This is a genomic window from Streptomyces sp. NBC_00667 (genome assembly GCF_036226825.1).
Taxonomy (GTDB): domain Bacteria; phylum Actinomycetota; class Actinomycetes; order Streptomycetales; family Streptomycetaceae; genus Streptomyces.
This window is the reverse complement of record NZ_CP109022.1, coordinates 490,681-512,253: the sequence shown is the minus strand read 5'-3', so window position 1 is coordinate 512,253 and position 21,573 is coordinate 490,681. Positions and strand designations below refer to the sequence as shown.

21 protein-coding genes are annotated in these 21,573 nt (G+C 71.5%); 9 read left to right on the top strand and 12 right to left on the bottom strand.

The annotated features are described in order from the left end of the window. Nucleotides 1-658: 658 nt before the first annotated feature. The 4 genes from OHA81_RS02535 (at nucleotide 659) to OHA81_RS02520 (ending at nucleotide 4,039) form a co-directional block, all read left to right on the top strand. Nucleotides 659-2,323 carry a DUF6777 domain-containing protein gene (locus tag OHA81_RS02535; RefSeq protein WP_329192302.1) on the top strand — a complete coding sequence of 555 codons (1,665 nt, stop codon included), beginning with the start codon at nucleotides 659-661 and terminating at the stop codon, nucleotides 2,321-2,323. A 277-nt stretch (nucleotides 2,324-2,600) separates the two neighbouring features. After that, on the top strand, nucleotides 2,601-3,338 hold the full coding sequence (locus tag OHA81_RS02530; RefSeq protein ID WP_329192300.1) for a hypothetical protein: 738 nt from the start codon (nucleotides 2,601-2,603) through the stop codon (nucleotides 3,336-3,338). A 97-nt stretch (nucleotides 3,339-3,435) separates the two neighbouring features. Beyond that, nucleotides 3,436-3,657 (top strand): DUF7489 domain-containing protein, encoded by a 222-nt coding sequence (locus OHA81_RS02525; protein WP_329192298.1) that lies wholly within the window; start codon nucleotides 3,436-3,438, stop codon nucleotides 3,655-3,657. 136 nt (nucleotides 3,658-3,793) lie between these two features. Continuing rightward, complete coding sequence (locus tag OHA81_RS02520; RefSeq protein ID WP_329192296.1) at nucleotides 3,794-4,039, top strand: DUF6158 family protein; 246 nt, start codon at nucleotides 3,794-3,796, stop codon at nucleotides 4,037-4,039. 215 nt (nucleotides 4,040-4,254) lie between these two features. Here the strand turns inward: OHA81_RS02520 and OHA81_RS02515 are convergent, their stop codons facing one another. After that, complete coding sequence (locus OHA81_RS02515; RefSeq protein WP_329192294.1) at nucleotides 4,255-4,434, bottom strand: hypothetical protein; 180 nt, start codon at nucleotides 4,432-4,434, stop codon at nucleotides 4,255-4,257. Nucleotides 4,435-4,627: 193 nt separating this feature from the next. Between OHA81_RS02515 and OHA81_RS02510 the strand changes: the two genes are divergently transcribed. Both OHA81_RS02510 and OHA81_RS02505 read left to right on the top strand, forming a co-directional pair. Beyond that, nucleotides 4,628-6,610, top strand: coding sequence for a flavin monoamine oxidase family protein (locus OHA81_RS02510; protein WP_329192291.1), 1,983 nt, complete (start codon nucleotides 4,628-4,630; stop codon nucleotides 6,608-6,610). 160 nt (nucleotides 6,611-6,770) lie between these two features. Next, nucleotides 6,771-6,965 carry an antitoxin gene (locus tag OHA81_RS02505; protein WP_329192288.1) on the top strand — a complete coding sequence of 65 codons (195 nt, stop codon included), beginning with the start codon at nucleotides 6,771-6,773 and terminating at the stop codon, nucleotides 6,963-6,965. Between the two features lie 112 nt (nucleotides 6,966-7,077). Here OHA81_RS02505 and OHA81_RS02500 read toward each other — a convergent pair whose 3' ends face one another. Next, nucleotides 7,078-7,875 (bottom strand): TIGR04222 domain-containing membrane protein, encoded by a 798-nt coding sequence (locus OHA81_RS02500; RefSeq protein WP_329192287.1) that lies wholly within the window; start codon nucleotides 7,873-7,875, stop codon nucleotides 7,078-7,080. A gap of 50 nt (nucleotides 7,876-7,925) precedes the next feature. Next, nucleotides 7,926-8,906, bottom strand: a complete 981-nt coding sequence (locus tag OHA81_RS02495) for an ArsR/SmtB family transcription factor (protein ID WP_329192285.1) — start codon at nucleotides 8,904-8,906, stop codon at nucleotides 7,926-7,928. Nucleotides 8,907-9,004: 98 nt separating this feature from the next. On the opposite strand from OHA81_RS02495, the gene OHA81_RS02490 reads away from it, so the two are divergent. Both OHA81_RS02490 and OHA81_RS02485 read left to right on the top strand, forming a co-directional pair. Beyond that, complete coding sequence (locus OHA81_RS02490; protein WP_329192283.1) at nucleotides 9,005-10,276, top strand: MFS transporter; 1,272 nt, start codon at nucleotides 9,005-9,007, stop codon at nucleotides 10,274-10,276. Nucleotides 10,277-10,391: 115 nt separating this feature from the next. Continuing rightward, nucleotides 10,392-11,843, top strand: coding sequence for an amino acid permease (locus tag OHA81_RS02485; RefSeq protein ID WP_329192280.1), 1,452 nt, complete (start codon nucleotides 10,392-10,394; stop codon nucleotides 11,841-11,843). A gap of 95 nt (nucleotides 11,844-11,938) precedes the next feature. On the opposite strand, the gene OHA81_RS02480 is transcribed toward OHA81_RS02485, so the two are convergent. Together OHA81_RS02480 and OHA81_RS02475 are read right to left on the bottom strand one after the other, a co-directional pair. Next, nucleotides 11,939-13,324: a S53 family peptidase gene (locus OHA81_RS02480; RefSeq protein ID WP_329192279.1), complete on the bottom strand. Its 1,386-nt coding sequence runs from the start codon at nucleotides 13,322-13,324 to the stop codon at nucleotides 11,939-11,941. A 227-nt stretch (nucleotides 13,325-13,551) separates the two neighbouring features. Next, complete coding sequence (locus tag OHA81_RS02475) at nucleotides 13,552-14,265, bottom strand: VOC family protein (RefSeq protein WP_329192277.1); 714 nt, start codon at nucleotides 14,263-14,265, stop codon at nucleotides 13,552-13,554. 162 nt (nucleotides 14,266-14,427) lie between these two features. Here OHA81_RS02475 and OHA81_RS02470 point away from each other — a divergent pair, with 162 nt between their 5' ends. Next, nucleotides 14,428-14,739, top strand: a complete 312-nt coding sequence (locus OHA81_RS02470) for a hypothetical protein (protein WP_329192275.1) — start codon at nucleotides 14,428-14,430, stop codon at nucleotides 14,737-14,739. 76 nt (nucleotides 14,740-14,815) lie between these two features. On the opposite strand, the gene OHA81_RS02465 is transcribed toward OHA81_RS02470, so the two are convergent. From OHA81_RS02465 to OHA81_RS02435, 7 genes are all read right to left on the bottom strand, one after another. After that, nucleotides 14,816-15,319: a TspO/MBR family protein gene (locus OHA81_RS02465; RefSeq protein ID WP_329192273.1), complete on the bottom strand. Its 504-nt coding sequence runs from the start codon at nucleotides 15,317-15,319 to the stop codon at nucleotides 14,816-14,818. A 162-nt stretch (nucleotides 15,320-15,481) separates the two neighbouring features. Further along, nucleotides 15,482-15,910 (bottom strand): hypothetical protein, encoded by a 429-nt coding sequence (locus OHA81_RS02460; protein WP_329192271.1) that lies wholly within the window; start codon nucleotides 15,908-15,910, stop codon nucleotides 15,482-15,484. 67 nt (nucleotides 15,911-15,977) lie between these two features. After that, nucleotides 15,978-17,171, bottom strand: coding sequence for a globin domain-containing protein (locus OHA81_RS02455; protein WP_329192269.1), 1,194 nt, complete (start codon nucleotides 17,169-17,171; stop codon nucleotides 15,978-15,980). 79 nt (nucleotides 17,172-17,250) lie between these two features. After that, on the bottom strand, nucleotides 17,251-17,691 hold the full coding sequence (locus OHA81_RS02450; protein ID WP_329192267.1) for an RrF2 family transcriptional regulator: 441 nt from the start codon (nucleotides 17,689-17,691) through the stop codon (nucleotides 17,251-17,253). A 109-nt stretch (nucleotides 17,692-17,800) separates the two neighbouring features. After that, a complete protein-coding gene (locus tag OHA81_RS02445; RefSeq protein ID WP_329192266.1) occupies nucleotides 17,801-20,134 on the bottom strand; it encodes an ABC transporter permease in 2,334 nt (777 codons plus the stop codon). A gap of 2 nt (nucleotides 20,135-20,136) precedes the next feature. Then, nucleotides 20,137-20,904 carry an ABC transporter ATP-binding protein gene (locus tag OHA81_RS02440; protein WP_329192264.1) on the bottom strand — a complete coding sequence of 256 codons (768 nt, stop codon included), beginning with the start codon at nucleotides 20,902-20,904 and terminating at the stop codon, nucleotides 20,137-20,139. Next, complete coding sequence (locus tag OHA81_RS02435) at nucleotides 20,901-21,407, bottom strand: PadR family transcriptional regulator (RefSeq protein WP_329192262.1); 507 nt, start codon at nucleotides 21,405-21,407, stop codon at nucleotides 20,901-20,903. Before OHA81_RS02435 ends, OHA81_RS02440 begins: the two co-directional genes overlap by 4 nt. Nucleotides 21,408-21,573 lie beyond the last annotated feature (166 nt).

Here is a 21,573-nt window from a genome sequence, read left to right as displayed (position 1 = left end):
GGCCGGTGCGATGCCCCACGAGACGTACGCGGACGCCCCGTCGTCGGAGCGGAAGGCAGGCCCCGACCAGAACGCCGCCGAGGAGGTGGGGGCTTCCCCGTCCCCTCCGGTGCCGGTGCCTCCGGCCGGTGCTCAGGCGGCTCCGCGTCCCAGCCCCTGTCAAGTCACGAAAACTCGCGCCATGACGCGCACCGAGGCCAGGGGCCTACTCGGAGCGTGGGCCGCCGCAGCGCGTGACCCACCCACACGCGTCAGGTGGAGGGACGGGCCGTTCGGCTGCGTCTTCCCTCCTTTTTTCGCGGGAGTGGAATTTCCATGATTCACGTCCTCGGGATGTGGAGCCATACTGGCCAGAGGAGCACGCAATGCGGATGACCATCGTTTCCCCGGTGTCCCACGACGAGGGGAGAGTGTCGTGACTTCCCTACCGCCTTCGTCCGAGCGCCCCACCGGGCCGCCGTCCGGTCCGTTGTCCGCTCGGCCGACGGATGAGCAGCCGTCTCCGCCCGGTCTGCCGCCACCAGCGGGACCACCGCCACCGCCGGGGCCTCCCGCCCCGCCGACCGGCAGCGGTGAGCCGGGCGAGCCGGACCGGCACCGAAAGGGACCGGCTCACGGGTGGCGGTCGCGCAGAACCGTCCTGGGTGCCGGCGCGGCAGTGGGCATCGCTACGGCGGTGGTCCTCGCCTTCACCGTCATGGGCGGGAACACGGCAAGCGGCGGCGAGGTCTTCCTCACAGCCACCTCGGCGGCCGGTATCGATCCGTTCACTCCCTCGACGGCTACGGCGTCCGAGACGACCGAAGTCACGCCCGCCATGGCCAACACCTCCCAGACGGGGGCGAGCGGTACACGCACCCTTCAGGTCGACGGCGCGCAGCCGGGGCTGTACGGCGGTACGCGGAACGTCGCGAGCTGCAACGTCGAAAAGCAGATCCAGTTCCTTGGGCAGCACACGGACAAGCGCAAGGCCTTCGCCGAACCGCTGAACATCCAGGAGTCCGGCGTCCCTTCCTACCTGCGGTCACTGACGCCCGTTCGGCTGAGCTGGGACACCAGGGTCACCAATCACGGGTACAGGAACGGCGCGGCCACCAGTTACCAGGCGGTCCTGCAAGCCGGCACGCCCGTACTGGTGGACAACCACGGAGTACCGCGCGTCCGCTGCGCCTGCGGAAACCCCCTGGCTCCACCCGTCGCGGTCAAGGGCAAGCAGGCCTACAGCGGCAAACAGTGGTCGTCCTTCCGCTCCACCGCTCTCGTTGCGGTCAAGCCCGCCGAGAAGCCGGTGAAGGCCGTGACGATGTTCGATCAGAACCACAAGGAGTGGTACCAGCGCCCGAGCGGCGACGCGAAGGGCGGCCACGACCACCAGATTCCCGCCCCTAGCGGCCAAAAGCCCGAGTCGCCGTACCCGGTCCTTCCCGTGGCCCCCCAGCAGCCGGTGGTGAAGCCCCCTGAAACGCACCAGAACAAGGTGCCGGACGAGCACAAGGTGCCGGGCAACAAGACGGACGAGCACAAGGTGCCGGGTAAGGAGCAGAACCCGAATCAGGAGCCGGGTAACAAGACGGACGAGCACAAGGTGCCGGGTAAGGAGCAGAACCCGAATCAGGAGCCGGGTAACAAGACGGACGAGCACAAGGTGCCGGGTAAGGAGCAGAACCCGAATCAGGAGCCGGGTAACAAGACGGACGAGCACAAGGTGCCCGGTAAGGAGCAGAACCCGAATCAGGAGCCGGGTAACAAGACGGACCAGCACAAGGTGCCCGGTAAGGAGCAGAACCCGAATCAGGAGCCGGGCAACAAGACCGACGAGCACAAGGTGCCCGGTAAGGAGCAGAACCCGAATCAGGAGCCGGGCAACAAGACCGACGAGCACAAGGTGCCCGGTAAGGAGCAGAACCCGAATCAGGAGCCGGGCAACAAGACCGACGAGCACAAGGTGCCGGGCAAGGAGCAGAACCCGAATCAGGAGCCGGGCAACAAGACGGACCAGCACAAGGTGCCGGGCAAGGAGCAGAACCCGAATCAGGAGCCGGGTAACAAGACGGACGAGCACAAGGTGCCGGGCAAGGAGCAGAACCCGAATCAGGAGCCGGGTAACAAGACGGACGAGCACAAGGTGCCGGGCAAGGAGCAGAACCCGAATCAGGAGCCGGGCAACAAGACCGATGAGCACAAGGTCCCCGGCCAGGAGCAGAACCCGAACCAGGAGCAGGGCAACAAGACGGACCAGAACAAGGTGCCCGGCCAGGACCAGAACCCCGGCCAGGACCAGAACCCCGGTCAGAACCAGGGAAACAATCCCGACCAGGGATGAGGATCTGGCCCCCTCCACGGGGCCGGCAGTCACATAGACGCCCGACCGGGGCCTTCCCGGTCGGGCGTCTGGCACGGGGGCGCCCTGCCCCACCTCGTACGGCGCGCCGTCCCCCCGAGCCCCGTCGCCGCCGGTCACCTGCCGCCTTCCGTCCCGCGGGGTACGTTGGATGGGACTGCGGGGCGGTGGCGGCAGAAAGGGCTGGCCCATGGCGGCGACGGACGGTGCTCGTTCCGGCAGGTCGCTCTCCGGTTTCCTCGGGAGCCCGTTAGTCGGGATGTCCCCCTGGATCGCCTTCTCGGTCCTCGTGGGGCCGGGACGTTTCGAGTGGGCGGTCGGGGCGGCCCTCCTCATCTCGCTGGCTCTCGTGATCGGCGGTCGTCTGGTCGCAGCCGGGGGATCGGTGAAGATCCTGGAGGTTTCCGACCTCGTGTTCTTCGCGATCATGGCGGTCGTCGGCGCGGTCGCGAGCCCGGGCACTCACCGTTGGCTGGAGACGTATGCGGGAGAGATCTCGAACCTCGCGCTGGTAGCCATCGCCTTCGGCTCGATGGCGGTCCGGATGCCGTTCACCCTCCAGTACGCCCGTGAGCAGGTCCCCCCGGCCTACTGGAAGACGCCCGTGTTTCTGCGGACGAACTACCTGATCACCGCGGCCTGGGGGGCGGCATTCCTGGTGGCGGCCGTCGCCGGAGGTTACGGAGACCTGGTCCTGCACAACCCGAACAACCTCTGGACCGGGTGGATCATCCAGATCCTGGCCATCGTCGCGGCCCTGCGCTTCACGGTCTGGTACCCCGAGGTCGCCCGTGCGCGGGCCCGCGGGGACCGGCCGGTTCCCCCGCTGGCGGACCTGCTGCTCCCGCTGGCCGGGATGCTCGTACCGGTGGGGATCGCCGTGCTCGTCTTCGACGGACACCTGTGGTGGCTCGGGGTCGTCCTCATCCTGACCGGCGTCTGGCTGACCAGGCTGCTCAAGCACCGGGTGAACGGCGAGGCACACGCCGTTCACTGAGGTACGTTCGCCCCCGCTGCCGCATGACATTTGTACTGGTGAAGAGGTGATGCGCCGCCCTATGGGAGGGGTCGTCGCGCTCCCTAGACTTCACATCATGTCGAAACCACGCGAATTCGGACGCGACGATTCCTACGAAGGTGTCGTCACCGACAAGTCCCGGGGCATGCTCGACGGCTCGAACATGTACCACTTCGTCGAGATCCGTCTCACCGACGGTGAATCCGTCAAGGTCCGGATCGGCCGCCGGCTCTGGAAGTCGATCGCGGTCGGAGATCGGATCGTCAAGCGACCGGACGCCGACCCGGCCAAGGAGTAGCCCTCGCGCGGACACCTCATGTCGGGACGAGCAGCCGTCCCCGAGCGGCAGCATGATGGAGGGAGCGGTCCGTGGGCCGCCTGGGGCGGCCCCGCGCCCACCCCCGACTGAGCGAGCAGAAGGAGGCGCACCTGCGATGACGGATCACCAGGGCGGCCCGTCGGCCCGTGACCTTGAGGAAAGCGTGCTGCTCAAGGAGCTGGAGGCCATCCACCGCACGCGCCACGAGACCTTGCTGCACGGGTCCGACGATGCGCTGGCCACCCACACGAAGCGGATGAACGAGCTGGAACAGGAGTACCTGCGACGTCACCCGCAGCGGGCCCAGACGCAGGCCCGCACCCGCTCGGGCGCCCGCGCCCGTACCGCCGAAGGGGACTGAGCCCACGGCAGCCGTCGCGACAGACCCCCACCACGCCGGCCGGGTCGTCCGGCGGTGGGGTCGGCATGGGCGGCGGTGCGGATCTGTCCCATGAGCGTGGCGGCTTCGAGAGGGTGGCCCTGGACGTCGTCGTAGAGGTCGCCGCCGATGGCCATGCCGTGCGCGGCGGGGAGATGGCGGGCGGGCGCCTCATCCGGTCCGGACACCTGCTGCGGTCAGAGCGCCGACGGTTCGTTGACCAGCCGGGCGGCCCCGGGCATCTCGACGTGGTCATCCGGGGTCCGGCCGCCCTCCGAGAACGCGGCGAGTTCCCCCGAACGGCCGAGGTTCGACGGCGAGCACGGGGCATGCGCGTGCTGCACGGTCGGCCAGTGACCGAGCTCGGGGATGAGCACGCCGTGCCCCCTTGAAGGAGGGGACGTCACCGTCCCGGCCACTGCGGTGGGGACGGTGACGGTCTGCCGGATGCCGCACCCGACGGTGGCAGCCGTGTGGACGGTTCGTCAGCATCCGAGCACGTGCCGCACATCCGGGTGGATTCGGCCCCTTTTCGGCAATCCGGGAGCGCGCTGCCGCCAGAGTTCGCTCATGATCATTCAGACATCTCCCTCCGCCGACGGCTCCGACGGCTCCGACGGCTCCGCACCCGCACCAGCGCCCGCACGCCGGCCGTCCCGCCGTACCGTCATCAGCGGAGCGGCCGCCGCCACGGGAGTCGCCGCGCTGTCCGGCGCCACGGCGTCCCGCGCCACGGCGTCCGCCGCGCCCACGCGGGCTCCGGCGAGCGCCCCCGAGACCGACTGGGAGACGTGCCTCGCCATCGCCAGGGCCATCCTCGTGCGGGACGACGACGATCAGCCGCTGGTACCGCGCTACGCGGACATCCTGCTCAAGAACGGCCTGCCCCGATCACGTCGCACCGGCAGGAAGGTCCTGGTCATCGGTGCCGGCCCCGCCGGCCTCACCGCCGCCCACCTGCTGCACCAGGCCGGTCACCAGGTCACCGTCATCGAGGCCAACGGCAACCGGGTGGGCGGGCGGATCAAAACCTTCCGCACCGGCGGCCACGAGAAGTCCCCGGCGCCCTTCGCGGATCCGAAGCAGTACGCAGAAGCCGGCGCCATGCGCATCCCCGACAGCCACCCCCTGGTCACCGGACTGATCGACGGCCTCGGCCTCAAGCGCAGGCGGTTCCACCTCGTGGACGTCGACGGAGCCGGTCGCCCGGCGTACCGCACGTGGATCTTCGTCAACGGGATCCGCGTGCGCCGGGCCGACTACGCGCGCAGCCCGCAGGCCGTCAACCGCTCCTTCGGGGTTCCGGTGGCCTACGAGTCGGTCCCCGCCGCGCAGATCGTACGCAATGCCTTCGCGCCCGTCCGCAAGGAGATCGAGGGTAAGGAGGACAGGGCGCTCGTCGAAGGTTGGGCCCGCGTCATCCAGCGCTACGGCCACATGTCGATGTACCGGTACCTGACGGAGGAGGCGGAGCTGGACGAGCGGACGATCGACCTGATCGGAACCGTCGAGAACCTCACCTCGCGCCTGCACCTCGCTTTCGTGCACAGCTTCATCGGTGCCTCGCTGATCAGCCCCGACACCGCGTTCTTCGAGCTGCCCGGCGGCACGGCCACCCTCGCCGACGCGCTCTACGCCCGCGTCAAGGACCTGGTGCGGCTCGACCGCCGGGCCACCCGCATCACGCACGGCGAGGGCAAGGTCACCATCGACACCGTCTCCGAGGGCCGCGGCGGCAGCCCGGTGCAACGGGAGACGTTCACCGCCGAAGCCGCGATCATCACCGTCCCCTTCTCGGGTCTGCGCCACATCCCCGTCACCCCCGCGCTCTCCTACGGCAAGCGCCGCGCGGTCACCGAACTGCACTACGACGCCGCGACCAAGGTCCTGCTGGAGTTCAGCCGCCGCTGGTGGGAGTTCGACGAAGCCGACTGGAAGCGCGAACTGGAAGCCGTACGGCCCGGCTTGTACCGCAAGTACCAGCTGGGGCAGACACCGGTGGACGGCACCCTGCTGGGCGCCCACTCCTCCGTCCCCAAGGGACACATCTCCGCCGCCCAGCGCTCCCATTACGCCGCCTGTCGGCTCGTCACCCGTGATCAGCCCGAGGCGGTCGGCGTCATCGGCGGCGGCTCGGCCACGGACAACCCCAACCGCTTCATGTTCCAGCCGTCCTACCCCGTCGAAGGCAGCAAGGGCGGTGTGCTCCTCGCGTCCTACAGTTGGTCCGACGACGCCTTGAAGTGGGACTCGTTCGACGACGCCGAGCGCTACCCGCGCGCCCTCGCCGGCGTTCAGGACGTGTACGGGCAGCGGATCGAGGTGTTCTACACCGGCGTCGGGCGGACCCAGTCCTGGATGCGCGACGCCTACGCCTACGGGGAAGCGTCCGTGCTGCTCCCGGGCCAGCACACCGAGCTCTTCCCGCACGTCCGCAGGCCCGAGGGCAACCTGCACTTCGGGGGATGCCACACCTCCATCAAGCCCGCGTGGATCGAGGGAGCCCTGGAATCCGCGGTGCGAACCGCCCTGGAGGTCCACTCGGCGCCGTGAGCGCGGCCGGTCGGCCGGGTCCGGTCCACCGGAGAACGCACCGTCCGCCCCGTGCCACGGGATGCCGGGCCCCGGACGTGCTCGTCGCACCCGGGCGTAGGAGCGGGCCGGCAGGGTATCCGCGGCTGCGTACGACGCACGGACTACCGCGGAGGTACTCATGAGCAAGCTGGGAGACATGGCGAACAAGGCCAAGGAGCTGGCGAAGGGGCACCCGGACCAGGCCGACAAGGGTGTCGAGAGCGTCGAGCGGCTGATCGATGAGCGTACGGGTGACAAGTACGACGCCCAGACCGACAAGGCCGCCGACGCGGTGCGCCGTTCGTACGGCAGCAACGGTACGACGGAGCGCTGACCTGCTTCGTTCACCGGTGGCCCCGGCGCTGCACTGCGCCGGGGCCACCGGTGCCCGGCCCGTCCTCGGGCCGGTCGGGGGCTTCTTGCTGCCGGGACGGAGGAGGCGCTCGTCAGCCCCCGCACCCGCCGCACCCGCCTGACGTCTCGGGCCGGCCGCCGCCCCCGCCCCGCTCCATCGGTTCCCTCGGAGGGCGGGTCAGCAGCCCGCTCTCCCCGGTGAACCGGGGGAGCTGGGCGCGCAGCGCCGGGGCGCCGAACAGGGCGACGCTCAGCAGCAGCGCGCCCGGATCGTCCTGCTCCGTGGCCCGGCGAGTTCCGGCGTGGTCCAGGCGCAGTCGGGCGAGCAGCGTCGCGCCGCGCGGGGTGCGCCGGGGCCGCGCCCACAACGCCGCCGCGGCGACGTCGGCGAGGAGGGCGAGCCACAGCCACCCGGCCGCCCGTCCGCCCGCGGCGGCTTGCACGGGCGCCGCGGCGAACACAGGGAGCAGCACGGCCCGTGCGGCCCACCGCCGCTTCGCGGACACCAGCAGTCCCGCACACTCCAGCGCCCGGGTGGTGTGACGGATGGCTTCCTCCACCCGCTCGTAATCCCGCAGCCGACGGGGGTGCACGGCCCGGTAGAGCGCGCCGTACTGCGCGCGGGCCACCGCGGAGCTGCCGTGCGGCGGCAGCCGGTCCGCGACGCCCCGCACCGTCTGCCGGAACCCCGCCTCCACCGCGCCGACGAGGTACAGCTCGACCAGTGCGGTCTGCGCCGCCCCGCGCGCGCCCCCGCGCAACAGCCCCACCTCGACCGGCGACAGCGCCTTGCCGCGCGGCCTGCTCCTTCCGCCGCCGAGCCGCAGCGCCCCGGCGAGCAACACCAGGCACCACGCCACGCCGGTCGCCACTCCACCCGTCAACGCCATGCGAACCACCCCCTGCCCTTACCTTCCCCGCCCCTGCGCGTCAGACGCCGCTAGCGGCCAGCCGCTGCGGCCAGGAGCGCCTCAGCGGCCCCGGTGCGTGTGTAGAGCACGTAGCGGCCGGCCCGGTGGCCGTCGACCAGCCCGGCGGAGCGCAGCGCGGTCAGGTGCTGGGAGACGCCACCCGGGGTCATGGCGGTGCGGCGGGCCAGCTCGATGGTGGAGGCGGGAGTGTCGAGTTCGGCCAGGAGCCTGGCCCTGGTGCGGCCGATGACCGCGGCCAGCGGCTCGGTGACCGTCGTCCGCCGCTCCCAGAGCGTGGCCACTCCGAGAGGCGGGTAGCGCAGCGTCGGCTGCCATCCGGGCGTGGTGATCGTGAAAACGTGCGGCCAGGCGAAGACCGACGGTACGAGCAGCAGTCCGCGTCCGTGGAGGCGTCGTGTTCCCCGGGCGTAGTGGTGCCCGACGCGCAGCGTGTCCTCGTCCCAGCCGACCGCGGGGTCCAGATCACCGAGCAGTCGGTCCGCGCCCCCTTCGGCGAGCAGACGTGCCCGGCGCAGTACGTCGCCTTCGAGCAGCGAGCGCATCCGCGGCCAGTACGGGGCGAGCGCGATCTCCCAGTAGGCCCCGATCAGTTCGGCGAGTCGTCCCAGCCCTCGTTCCGGGTCCTCGCGCAGTGCGTCCAGGCGTGCGGAACGCGGCGCGAGCCTGCCGTCGAGGCCCGCGCGGACCTGTTCGGCGGGCGTGGCACGGAGCACCGCCAGCTCCGTCCCGAGATCGGCCAGCGGAGTCGTGGGCGGGGGAGCGACGAAGAGCGGGATGCCGCGCGGCGGGTCAGGAACGAGGTCGGCCAGCAGCGACCAGTCCAGCCGCTCCGCCGCGAGCCGTCGTCCCGTCGGCTCGGACCACGGCCGGAAGACCGCGTGCCTGCCGGGATCCCGCAGGATCCGGACACTGGCCACGACCTCCCACAGCGGGGACAGCGCGAACCGGGTCCGGGCGAGGTCCCGGGCCGTGAACCGCAGCTCCAGCACGCCGCCCGCCGCCCTTCCCGTACATCCGATGCCCCCATGGATTCAGTCCACCCTAAATCCATTCCGGGATGCGGGGTGCGCTGGCCAAGCTCACCCCCATGACCACGACCCACTTCGGCGAGCCCCGTAGCGCGCCCACACGCCACCCGCTGCACCACGCCGGCTACCGGCATCTGCTCGCCGCCACGGCGGTGAGCAAGCTGGGCAGTTCGATCAGCGCCCTGGCGATTCCTCTGGTTGCCATCGTGGCACTGCGGAGCAGCGCGGGCGAGGTCGGCCTGCTGGCGATGCTCGGCACACTGGCGTTCCTGCTCGTCGGACTTCCCTGCGGTGCCTGGGTGGACCGGATGAGGCGGCGCCCGGTGATGATCGCGGCCGATCTGTTCCGGGCCGCCCTGCTGCTTTCCGTTCCGGTCACCTGGGCCTTCGGCGCCCTGACGATCGGGCAGCTGTATGCCGTGGTCCTGCTGGCGGGCACGGCCACCGTCTTCTACGACGTCGCCGCGCAGAGCCACTTGCCGGAACTGGCCGGCCGTGACGGGCTCACCCGCGCCAACTCGCTGCTGGTGACGATCGACGCCGTGGCTCAGATCGGCGGCCGGAGCGCGGCCGGATTCCTCATCGCCCTGTTGTCGGCACCGGCGGCGATCCTGCTCGATGCGGTCAGCTACCTCGGCTCGGCGCTGTGCCTGGCGCGGATACGCCGGCCGGAGCCGGCGCCCGGGGCCGCCGAGCGCGGCCGTCTGCTCGCGGACGTGCGCGAAGGCGTACGGTTCGTCTTCGGCCATCCGCTGCTGCGGGCGGTTGCGGCCGCGGGCGCCTGCACCAACGTGTCGATCCAGGTGTGCCAGACCGTACTTCCCCTCGTGCTGGTCCGGGAGCTGGCTCTTCCCGGCTTCGCCGTCGGCTTGTTCCTCGCCACGGGCGGAGTGGGGATACTGCTCGGCTCGCTCGCGGCCCGCCCGCTGTGCGGACGGCTCGGCCCCGGGCGCGTCCTCGGCTTCCTCGGGCTGGCCATCGCCCCCGCAGGGGTGACGATCGCGCTGGTCGACCGGGGGCCGGCCCTCTGGGTGGCCGCCGTCGGCTGGCTGCTCACCACGTTCAAGGTGGGCGTCGACAACGTGCTCAAGGTCAGTCTGCGCCAAAGCCTCACCCCCGACCGGCTGCTCGGCCGGATGAACGCCACCCTGCGCATGGTCCTGACCGGCTCCCTGGCCGTCGGAGCCGCCCTGGCCGGCGTGCTCGGCGAACTGGTCTCCACCCGCGCCGCCCTGTGGGCCGGGGCCGTCGGTCTTGCTCTCGCCTGGCTGCCGATCATGTGCTCGCCCGTGCGCAGACTGCGCGAGATGCCGGCGCCGCTACCGCAATGAACGACCGCCCCGGCCGCTCCCACCGCCCCGCGACGACGTGCGGAGCGCCTCACTCCGCCGTTCCGGCGACTGCGTCATCATGAAATCCCGTCAGCACCTGCGGAAAGGACCGGACATGTCGAGGCCGCGGATGGGAGAGGGCGTACTGCGCCGCAAGCCGATCGAGCACATCGACGAGACCGAGGGCGCCCCCAGCGAGCAGCTCACGCGGACCCTCGGCCTGTGGCAGCTCACCGCGATCGGCGTCGGCGGCATCATCGGCGCAGGCATCTTCACGCTCGCCGGCACGGTCGCCAACGGCATCGCGGGGCCGGCCGTACTGGTCTCCTTCCTCATCGCCGGCGTGGCCAGCGCCGCGGCCGCCTTCTCGTACGCGGAGTTCGCCGGCCTGATCCCGAAGGCAGGCTCCGCCTACACCTACGGGTACGCGGTTCTCGGTGAGCTGGCGGGCTGGTTCATCGGCTGGGACCTGCTGCTGGAATACACGGCCATCGTCGCCGTCGTCGCCATCGGCATCTCCGGCTACTTCAACTTCCTCCTCACGGACACCGGCGCGGGCCTGCCGACCTGGATGCTCGGCGCACCGGGGACGGGGGAGGGCCACCGCTTCGACCTCATCGCCGCCGCGCTCTGTCTGTTCACCGCCTACCTGCTCAACCTCGGCATGAAGAACGCCGCGCGCTTCGAGACGGTCGTCGTCGTGCTCAAGGTGCTGGTCGTCCTGCTCGTCATCATCGTCGGCTTCTTCCACATCAACACCGACAACTACACCCCCTTCTTCCCGTTCGGAGTGGGAGGCGCCTTCACCGGGGCGGCCACCGTCTTCTTCGCCGTCTTCGGATACGACGCGATGAGCACGGCGGCGGAGGAGTCCAAGGACGCGCAGCGCCACATGCCCAGGGCGATCATCTACTCGCTCGCCATCGCCATGGTGCTGTACGTCCTCGCGTGCCTGGTCCTGACAGGTATGCAGCACTACACGGAGATCGACCCGGAGAGCGGGTTCTCCAGCGCCTTCAAGTCCGTGGGGCTCGGCGCGTTCGCCGATGTGATCGCCGTCGGGGCGATCATCGGCATCCTCACGGTGATGTTCACGTTCATGCTCGGTGTCACGCGCGTGTGGTTCTCCATGAGCCGCGACGGACTGCTGCCCCACTGGTTCGCCAAGACGCACCCGACCCGGCACGTCCCGACCCGCGTCACCTGGATCGTAGGCGCAGCATCGGCCGCCATCGCGGGCTTCGTGCCGATCGGCGCGGCCGCGGAGCTGACCAACATCGGCATCCTGCTCGCTTTCGCGGTCGTGTGCACTGCCGTCATCGTGCTCCGGTACCGCCGTCCCGACCTGCCGCGGCAGTTCCGCGCACCCTTCATGCCCGTCACGCCCGCCATCGGTGTGGTCGCCTCCATCTGGCTCATCACCTATCTCCAGGTGCAGACGTGGATCCGGTTCGTGGTCTGGTTCCTGATCGGGCTGGTCATCTACTTCGGCTATTCCTACCGGAACTCGGGCCTCGCCAAGGCCGCCCGCGAGGGCTCTGCGAACGGGCCGGCCGGCACCGTCTGAACCCAGGGAGGCGGCACGTCCGCGCCGGACACGCGCACGGCGCCACCCGGAGGACCGGGCGGCGCCGTGCGCGACGGCGGTGAGCCGTCCGGTGGTCAGTAGTGTCGGCTCTCCCGCGCCAGGGCCGGCACGAAGCGTGCGGCGTCGATGGTGCCGAGACCGGTCGCCATGTCGTAGCCGTTGACCGCGGTGTAGCCGGTCACGCCCGCATAGCTGTTGTTCGTGCCGTCGTTGACGTCGACGAGGCCGCTCGACGGCTTGTAGCGCTCGTCCTTGTAGAGGGAGTACAGGGCTTCGTTGAGGTTTCCGATCCGGCGGCCGGCCGCCTGGTCGGCGAGGGCGACGATGCCGGAGAACAGCGGCGCGGCCTCGCTGGTGCCGCCGGACACGTCCCAGCCGACCGCGGTCGGGTCGTAGCTGGAGTACACCCACGCCCCGCCGTTGACGGCGGCGGCCATCGAGATGTCGGGGGTGCCGCGCCGATTGCCGACGACGCCGCGGACGCCGTTTTGGAACGCGGGCCGCTCGAAGACGTGCGACTGGCCGCCGCCGCCCGCTCCGTTGTCGTTGTAGACGCTCTCGGGGCTGAGGCGGTTGCCCTTGTCGTCGAGGTGCAGCTGGGTGCCGCCGATCGAGGTGACCAGCGGGTCGGAGGAGGGCCAGGAGTTGACGCGCTCGTGGTAGTAGCCGCTGCCGTCCGCCGTGCTGTCCGTGGCGCCGCCGTCGCCGGAGGAAGCCAGCACGGTGACCCCGTGCGCCGCTGCGGCCTTGAAGGCGTACCGCAGGTCCTTCAGGCTGGAGAAGTCACCCTTGTCGAAGCCCGGGAAGGTGTTCTCGGTCGCGCCGAAGCTCTGGGTGATGACGTCGCCGATGCCCCGGTCGATCAGGGACTTCTCGGCCGACATCATCTCGGGGAAGCCGGTGACGCCCTCGGTCTCCGCCACCGCCGTCTCCACCAGCACGATCTTGGCGTCCGGCGCCATGGCGTGGGCCATTTCGACGTCGAGCGTGGACTCGCCGGCCCAGCCGGTCATGTCGGCGTTCTTCGGGTCCCAGGCCGGGACGTTGCCCCACTTGACCACCTGGACCTTGCTGCTGGGTATGCCGAACTGCTTGCTGTACACGTCGAGGTCGTGCTGGATCGTCGGTGAGCCGAACGAGTCCACGATCACGATGGTCCGGCCCTTGCCGGTGATGCCGGCCTTGTAGAGCGGGTCCAGGTGGTACGCCTGGCGGTACTGCAGCGGTCCGTAGCAGGCGATCTTCCACTTCGCCTGGCACTGCTCCGTGGACAGCGGGCTGCCGACGGCGCGGACCAACTGGTGTCCGGCCACGGCCGGAACGGGCTTGACCTGCCGGCCGGCGACGGGGGCGGCCGAGGCGGCCCCGCTCACAGGAGTGGCGACCAGGGCCGCGGAGGCGAGGGCGGTGGCCCCTGCCGCGGCGGCCACGGCGCGGAGCCGGGGGCGAGGTATGCGCATGAGTGCTCCTTGTGTGGGGTGGAGCCGCATTGACGGCTCCCGTGATCCCATCGGGAGGTCATGCACAGGACAAGGAGCTTTGTCGCTTGATGCCGAACGCTTTGCCTGCCCGGCAATCCTTTGTCGCTTCCTGACCGAATCATGGGCGGTGTCCCACGACGGATCTGCGACGGGGGCACCGCCTGCCGCCATTCCGACGCGTGCGCCCCACTCGACGACAGCCCCCGCTAGCCGGGCCTCACGCAGAACTCGTTGCCGTCGGGGTCGAGCATCAGTACCCGGGCGCCGTCGTCCTCACCGGTGTGCCTCGCGCCGAGGGAGATCAGACGGTCGACCTCCGCCGCCCGGTCCGCGCCGGCGGGGAGCGCCAGTTCGAAGAACAGCCTGTTCGTGCCCGCCTTCGGTGCGACCGGCGGGCCACCCCAGGTGATCTTGCTACCGCCGTCCGGCGATTGGATCGCGGTCTCCTGGTCCTGGTCCCAGACCAGCGGCCACCCCAGCGCCTCGCTCCAGAAGTAACCGACCTCTTGCGTACCGTCGCAGGCCAGCGCTCCGATGAAGCCGGTTCCGGCGAGGAACTTGTTGCCCGCCGCGATGACGCAGAACTCGTTGCCGTCCGGGTCCGCGAGCACGACGTGCCCCTCTTCCGGGAGTTGGCCCACGTCGACGTGTTTCCCGCCGAGCTCCAGCGCCCTGGCCACCGTCTGCCCCTGATCCTCCGGGGAGGTGCTCGTCAGGTCGAAGTGGGCCCGGTTCCGGACGGTCTTCGGCTCCTCGCTCGGCAGGAAACGGATGCGGAACCCGGTGGCGTCGGGGGGCAGGATCGTGACGCCGCCGTCCGGACCGTGGGCCGGCTCCCAGCCGAGGACCCCGGACCAGAACCGAGCCAGGTCCGACGGGCGGGTCGCATGGAAACAGATCGCGAACAGCTGACTGGTCATACCCCGTGCATCTCCGATCCACTGACGGTCGCCACGGGACCTCGCCCCCGCGGCGACCGCAGCCTAGGGGTGGCCGTGCGGCGCCCGCATCCGAATTCCCGGCGCCGGGCGGTGCGCCCGGCGGGAGGAATGAACACGCTCGGACGTGGGCAGCCGCCGACCGTGACCTCGAAACCCGGGCCGCCCACCACCCGCGACGGGCACTACGTCGTCATCGACGGCCGCCGCTGGCGAGCCACCGACCCCGCCGTCCCCGCCGAGGCCGGTGCACGCCTGCGCGCCCACCTGATGGACGCCCGGCGCGCGGTCGCCGCCGCCCGTCGTGCCGAAGACCCCCGGGCCGAGCGCGCCGCCCGGGACCGGGTCCAGGTGGCGAAGACGGCGCTGGGGGAGCGTGGCGTCCCGTGGTGGGAGCAGAGCGACGAGGAACGGCGTGCCCGATGGGAGCAGGGCTTGGCCTCGCTCGACGCGTGAACCGGGGTCCGACGTGGCACACGCCGTGTTGCGGGCCGGGCGGCGCCCGGCCATGGCGTGAGGTGGAAAGCCCGCTCTACGTGTTGAGCCACCAGATGGCCGCATTGAGCGCCGCGGCGAAGGCCACCCATGCCACGTACGGGCCGAGCAGGAGCGCCGCCGCGCGATCGAGCCGGTGGAAGAGCACCGACGTGACCCCGACCGCGCCCAGCAGCAGCCCGATGTCCAGGAGGGCGAGCCCGAACTGCCCGGCGCCGAAGAAGAGCGGGGTCCAGGCAAGGTTCAGAACCAACTGCACCCACCACCAGACGAGTGCCGATCGCACCCTCGGGCGGTTGGGGTGGCGCCAGACCAGCCAGGCCCCCACCGCGATCAAGGCGTACAAGAGCGTCCACACCGGACCGAAGAGCCACGCCGGCGGTGCCCACGAGGGCTTCTCCAGCGACGAGTAGACCTGACCCGCGTCGGCCGCGGCGAGCGCGCCGAGGGCCGCCACGCCGTACGTCACGACGAGGAAGGCGGCGAGCGCCCCCCAGCTGCCGGCGCCCCTTCCTCGTTTCGGTGTCGCGGTTGCTGCCACGGCTTACTCCCCGACGGTCTCGACGGCCTCTGGCGTGCGGAACGGCAGGGCGGACGGGCCCACCGCACCGCTCGTGTCCCACGCCTTGTCTTCCGTTCCCCCACGGCCTTCGGATGCACCGTCGTCCTTCGTCCCGCAGCCCTGGTGCGGCCGGGGTGGTGCTCAGGGCATCAGCGTGGCCGTGCCCAGCGCGAGGAGGGTGAGGGCCTTGGCCACCTCGCAGGCCACGTAGAGCAGGTGTGCCCGCGAAAGGGGGACCTCTTCCCCGGCCAGCACCCGGTCGGAACGGCGGTCGAGGGCGGGCCTGACACCGGCCAGCTGGACCACCAGCAGTGCGGCGGCGAGAGAAGTCAGGACCACCACGGCCGTCGACGGGGCGCCGACGGTGACCGCCGCGATAACGACCACGGCCAGCACGGCCTCGACCCGGTTGAGCGCACGGAAGACGAGACGGCCGATGCCGAGGCCGATGCGCACGCTCACGTCGGGGGCCCGGAATTTGAGCGGCGCCTCAAGGAAGGAGATGGCCAGCACCATCCCGAGCCAGACGAAGACGGCCGCGGCGGCCACGGCCGCCCAAGCGGTGTTCACGCGTTCCTCCTTCTCGGTCCGGCCCCGTCAGGGGTGCGAGCCCCTTCCACGGCAACGGTCGCGGTTCTCACCGACCCAGCCAGAGGTCCGGGCCGAAGACCTCGTAGTGGATCCGCTCCGCAGGCACACCTCGCCGCAGGAGGTCACCACGTACCGCACGCATGAACGGCAGCGGCCCGCACAGGTAGGCGGTCACGTCCCCGGGAAGTTCCAGCCCGCTCACGTCGGCGTGGCCGGCCGTCGCCTCGGGTGCCCGGTCACCGGGGACCTCGTACCACAGGTGCAGGCGGGCGTCCGGCAGCGCCCGCAACAGGCGGAGCTGCTCCTCGCGGTGCGCGTGGTCGGCGGGGGAGCGGTCGGCGTGGACCGCGATGACGCGGCGGCCGGAACCGGTGGAGGCCAGGTGGCCGAGTACCGCCAGCATGGGTGTGTTGCCGATCCCCGCCGACGCCAGCAGCAGGGGGCCGTCGCCTTCCGGCAGGGTCATGTCGCCGAACGGCGCCGACACGGTCAGCGCGTCGCCCGGCCGGGCGTGCGCGTGGAGCCGGGACGAGACCTCGCCGTCCGGCCCCGCCCCGCCGCGGACGCGCTTGACGCTGATCCGCCAGAGGGGCCGTCCGGGGGCGGCGGAGAGGCTGTACTGGCGTATCTGCCGGGCCCCGTCGGGGAGTTCGGTCCGGACGCTGACGTACTGCCCGGGCTTGAACGGTGCGGCCGGCCGGCCGTCCCCGGGGCGGAGGAGGAAGGAGACGACATCGGGCGTCTCCTGCCGCCGCTCGGCGATCTCCATGCGCTGCCAGACCTCGCCCTCAGCGGTGCCGGCCTCCTGGTAGAGGCGGGCCTCGACGGCGATCAGCGCGTTGGCCATCAGCCAGTAGACCTCGTCCCATGCCGAGGCGACCTCGTCGGTGACCGCGTCACCGAGCACCTCGGCGATCGCCGCGAAGAGGTGCCGGTGGACGGTCTTGTACTGGTCGGAGGCGATGCCCAGCGAGGCGTGCTTGTGCGCGATCCGGGCGAGCATCGCGTCGGGGCGGGCGTCCGGCTCCTCCAGCAGCATGCCCGCGAACGCCGCGATGGAGCCGGCCAGCGCCTTCTGCTGCTCCCCGCTCGCCTGGTTGCCCCGGTTGAACACGTCGTGCAGGAGCTCGGGACGGGCGGCGAAGAGGTTCCGGTAGAACAGCTCGGTGATGTCACCGATCGCGGCTCCGACCGCCGGGAGGGTGGCCCGGACGACGGGGGTGGACTGCGCGGAGAGCACTGCGACTCCTCAGTGGTATTTCATCTTCGTGTTTACGGGTGCGACTCGCCCCGGCCGCGGCGGGTGCTTGAGGGCGGGGCTACTTCGGCGGCGGTCCGACCAGGGCCATCAGTACCGGCCCGGTGGGCGAGGTGACGAGCTCGGCCACGGTGATCGGGTCGAGCGCGGCGTAGAACGCCTTCTGGGCCTCGCGCAGCGCGTGCCGCAGCCGGCAGGCCCCGCGCAGGGGGCAGGGCGGGTCGTCGCAGGACACCACCTCGTCCTCCCCTTCGAGCTGCCGCACCAGCCAGCCCACCGATGCGTGCCGGCCCATGGCGGTCAGGGCGAGCCCTCCGCCCCGGCCGCGCCGGGCCTCGACCACACCGAGGTGCTGCAGGCGTGTGATCGCCTTCGCCGCGTGCGTGTGCCGCACGTCCATGGCCTCGGCCACCTCGCGGGTGGTGAGCACCTCATCGGTGGCACAGACCGCCAGACGCATCACGGATCGCAGCGCCAGGTCGGTGAACTTCGTCAGTCGCACACCGGGACGCTAACAAACTCGCATCTTGGAGTCGTATTTGGGGGGTAGGTGGGGGCGCCCGGGCGGGGTTCCCAAGGGCGGGGCAAGGCGACCGGGCCTTCGGCGGGGGTCAGAGGGTCTCGCTCAGCGAGTCCGCCGGCCTTCGCCGAGCCGTCCGCGTGGCCGGCAGGGTCGCCGCCGCCACCGCACCCAGCACCGCTGCGACGATCACGGCCAGCAGCACCGGCAGTGACGGCGGATGGGCGATTCCGGCGCCGATCCCGCTCGATGCGCCTTGCGCGTCCACGAGCCAGCTGCCGGACAGTGCGCCCACCACTGTTGCGGCCACGGCGGAGACCAGCGCCGTCAGTCCGGCGGCCGCCACGATCATCGAGCCGATCTGCCGGGGCGTCAGCCCCATCGCCTTGAGTGCGAGCAGGTCCCGGCCCCGTTCGCGCACCCCCGCACTGATCAGCGTCAGCAGCTCGATCAGGCCGATCAGCGCCAGAACCGCGACCAGGGCGGCGATCACCGCGCGGGCCGGTTCGAGCCGGTCGGCGGGGTTGGGCGTCTCCCGGATCTCCAGCGCGCCCCCGGCTGTCGCGGCGAGCGCGCTCCTCACGGCCCGGACGTCCGCACCCTCGCGCAGCACCAGGGCGTGGAAGTCGGGCCGCAGCTGCGGATCACGCTCGCGCAGCGCGTCGAGGGTGGTGGTGATGACGCGGCCACCGGACTCGGGCTCGATCGTGCGTCCGACGAGGTGCAGTATCTGCGGCCGTCCCTCGACGGTCATGCGTACCCAGTCACCGACCCGCACGCCGAGGAGGTCCAGCAGTCCCTGCCCGGCGACCGCCTCGTCCGGGCCGCCGACCGCTCGCCCCTCCACCACCGCGGAGGGGTACGGGCGTGCGGTCGTGCCGAGGCCCCGGAGGGTGATGGTGCCGGTCTGCCCCGGCACCAGGGCCGCCATCTCCGCACCGGGATGCACCGCGGTGATGCCGGGGACCGCCGCCAGGCTCTTCTCCAGCTCCGCGTCCGAGGGCCCGGCGGACCGTTCGGCCCGTACGGTCAGGGCCGCGGGCAGCCCCATCAGCGCGGGCCGGCTGCGGAACTGGTCCAGCGTCGACCACGCGACGAGCGCGACCGTGATCAGCAGGAGCGGCAGGGCCAGCCTGCCCACCGACACCAGCGTCCGGGCGCGGCGCGGGAACGCGGCGCGCCACCCGAGCACCAGGGCGGCAGGCACCCGTATCCCCAGCGCCCGCCTGCCCAGTGCGGTCATCGGCGCGGCGGTCGGCAACGCCGCGCGGGCCGCGGGCACCGGTGGCACCCGCCCGGCGCGCCAGGCCGAGATGCCCGTGGCCGCCGCGATCAGCAGCACTGCGCCGCAGGGGACGCCGATCATCAGCGCCGTGTGGCCGGGCAGGTCCTGCCAGACCGCCGCCGCTTCCCCGATGCGTCCCGGTATCCGGCCGCCCAGCAGGGCGATCGCCGCCGTGCCGAGGGTCACCCCGAGCAGCGCGAAGGCCAGGTGCTGTACGAGGAAGCCGCGGGCCACCTGGCCGGGAGTGAAGCCGACGGCCTTGAGGATGGCGATGTCCCGAAGCTGGCCCCGCACCCGCGCGCCGATCGCTCCGGAAGCGGCGAGCGCCGCCGCGAGCAGCGCACCGAGACCGAACACGGCGAACATCTGTCCGAGGAGCCGGTCGTCACCGCCGGCCTCCGCCCGCGCCTGCTGCCACTTCGTCACCTGGGCGACCCGGTCGGCGCCGAGGACGGTCACGGCGCGCTGGACCATGAAGTCGGTGTCCGCCGGGTCCTTGAGGCGCAGCCCCACGCTCTGCCCGGTGCCCGTGGGGGCGATCGTGTCGAGGGTGGGGGAGAGCACCCAGCCGATGCCCGGTGCGCCGCCCGGTTGGTAGCGGGGCTCGGCCGCCTCGGCGATGCCGGCCACCCGCAGTTCGCGCGCAGTGCCGTCCGGTCCGGTGACCCGCACGGTCTCGCCCGGCTCCGCCCACAGGGCCCGCGCGACGGAAGTCTCCAGTACGACGGTCCCGTCCCCGCCGCCGGCCCCGCTGTCCGCCGCGGTGAGCCAGCTGCCCGCGGTGAGGAGCGGCCGCCCGGTCTCGGGTGGCTGCGCCGAGGTCGCCCGTAGTGTCACTCCGGCCCGCGCGCCGCGCGACTCGACCGTCGTCGCCGCGGTGCGGTAGGGGCCGGAGAGGGCCGCGACCCCGTCCAGGCGGCCCAGGGCGTCCACGTCGGCGGCCCCGGCACGGGTGTGCAGCCAGATGTGCGCGCCATGGGACTGGTTGAAGATCCGCTGCCACGGGTTCGCGGCGTAGCTGAACATCGCGCCGGCGAGCAGGAGCGAGGCGATGATCCCGGCGCTGGCCAGGACGACGAAGAGGGCTTCTCCGCGGTGTGCGCGGAAATCGGCGTGCGCCCAGCGCAGAGTGGCCCGCACCCTCACTCCTTCAGTTCGAGTACGCGGGACACGCCGCCGGCCGGTCCGCGGCGTCCGTCACCGAGCCGGGCGTCGTCGGCGATGCGGCCGTCGAAGAAGCTGATGACCCGGTCGGCGGCGCTGGCCATCCGGGCGTCGTGGGTGACCATCATGATCGTCTGGCCGCGCTGGTGGAAGCGGGAGAGCAGCCGCAGCACCTCCCGCGTGCCCTTGCTGTCGAGGCTGCCGGCCGGCTCGTCGGCGAGCAGCAACGCGGGATGGTTGACCAGGGCCCGCGCGAGCGCGACCCGCTGCTGTTCGCCGCCCGAGAGCTCACCGGGCATCGAGCGTTCGCGGCCTTCGAGCCCCAGTTCGGCGAGCAGTTCGGCGCGGGAGGCGCGCGCGGACTTCGGGGAGGCGCCGGCGAGCAGGGCGGGCAGTTCGACGTTGTCGGCGACGGTGAGGTTCGAGACCAGGTTGAAGAACTGGAAGACGACTCCGATGCTGCGGCGGCGGAGCACCGCCCAGCGGGCCTCCCGGTACTCGTCGACGCGCTCCCCGCCGATCCACAGCTTCCCGCCGTCGGGCCGCTGGAGGCCGCCGATCAGATGCAGCAGTGTGGACTTCCCGGCTCCCGAGGGCCCGGTCACCGCGACGAACTCGCCGGGCTGGACCATCAGGTCCACCCCGCGCACGGCGTGCACCGGCGTGCCCTCGCCGTGGTGGGTCTTGGTCAGGCCCTCGGCCCGCACGATGGGCACGGCAGGAGCGGTCGCGGCGTCCTCGCTCATTCCAGCTCCTCCTGACAGCGTTCCAGCCAGTCGAGGTCGGCCTGCAGGTGCAGCATGGCGCCCTCGATCAGCAGTTGGGAGATCTTGTTGTCGCGGTCCTCGGCCGCGGCCAGCTTCGACAGGTCCCGCATGGTGTTGAGGTACTGCCGCCGCTGCTTGTTGATCAATGCGATCGGGTCGGCCAGACCCGACTGGGGCGCGAGGGCGAGTTTCATGAAGAACTCGTCCCGTACCCGGGGCTCCTCGGCGGTGTCGTCGAACCAGGCCAGCACGGCCTCGCGTCCGGCGTCGGTCAGCCTGTACGTGCGCTTGTTGGGCCGGCCCGACTGCTCGACGTCCTCGCCCTCGATCAGACCGCTCTTCTCCAGCCGGCCGAGGGTGACGTAGATCTGGCCCACGTTGGGCTGAGGGTACGCGGCGCCCAAGAGCTTCTCAAGGTCCTGCTTGAGCTCGTATCCATGGGCGGGGCCACGGGTGAGGAGTGCCAGGAGCGGCAGCCGCACTCGCTCCTCCTCCCTCCCGCTCGGTAGTCACCTGTTCACCTGGCAACGGGCCGGGTGGCGCCGCCATCCCGCCCGTCTGCCTGGACGTCTAGTATCGCCCATGCCTAACGGGTATATATAGGCCCCGATGGTCGGCGGCGCAGCCGGATCGTGCACTGGGAGGAAC

Excerpts from the sequence above, each read along its gene's own strand:
- OHA81_RS02530 (WP_329192300.1), top strand. The coding sequence starts at position 2,601 with ATGTCCCCCTGGATCGCCTTCTCGGTCCTCGTGGGGCCGGGACGTTTC.
- OHA81_RS02525 (WP_329192298.1), top strand. The coding sequence starts at position 3,436 with ATGTCGAAACCACGCGAATTCGGACGCGACGATTCCTACGAAGGTGTC.
- OHA81_RS02520 (WP_329192296.1), top strand. The coding sequence starts at position 3,794 with ATGACGGATCACCAGGGCGGCCCGTCGGCCCGTGACCTTGAGGAAAGC.
- OHA81_RS02510 (WP_329192291.1), top strand. The coding sequence starts at position 4,628 with ATGATCATTCAGACATCTCCCTCCGCCGACGGCTCCGACGGCTCCGAC.
- OHA81_RS02505 (WP_329192288.1), top strand. The coding sequence starts at position 6,771 with ATGAGCAAGCTGGGAGACATGGCGAACAAGGCCAAGGAGCTGGCGAAG.
- OHA81_RS02500 (WP_329192287.1), bottom strand. The coding sequence starts at position 7,875 with ATGGCGTTGACGGGTGGAGTGGCGACCGGCGTGGCGTGGTGCCTGGTG.
- OHA81_RS02490 (WP_329192283.1), top strand. The coding sequence starts at position 9,005 with ATGACCACGACCCACTTCGGCGAGCCCCGTAGCGCGCCCACACGCCAC.
- OHA81_RS02485 (WP_329192280.1), top strand. The coding sequence starts at position 10,392 with ATGTCGAGGCCGCGGATGGGAGAGGGCGTACTGCGCCGCAAGCCGATC.
- OHA81_RS02480 (WP_329192279.1), bottom strand. The coding sequence starts at position 13,324 with ATGCGCATACCTCGCCCCCGGCTCCGCGCCGTGGCCGCCGCGGCAGGG.
- OHA81_RS02475 (WP_329192277.1), bottom strand. The coding sequence starts at position 14,265 with ATGACCAGTCAGCTGTTCGCGATCTGTTTCCATGCGACCCGCCCGTCG.
- OHA81_RS02440 (WP_329192264.1), bottom strand. The coding sequence starts at position 20,904 with ATGAGCGAGGACGCCGCGACCGCTCCTGCCGTGCCCATCGTGCGGGCC.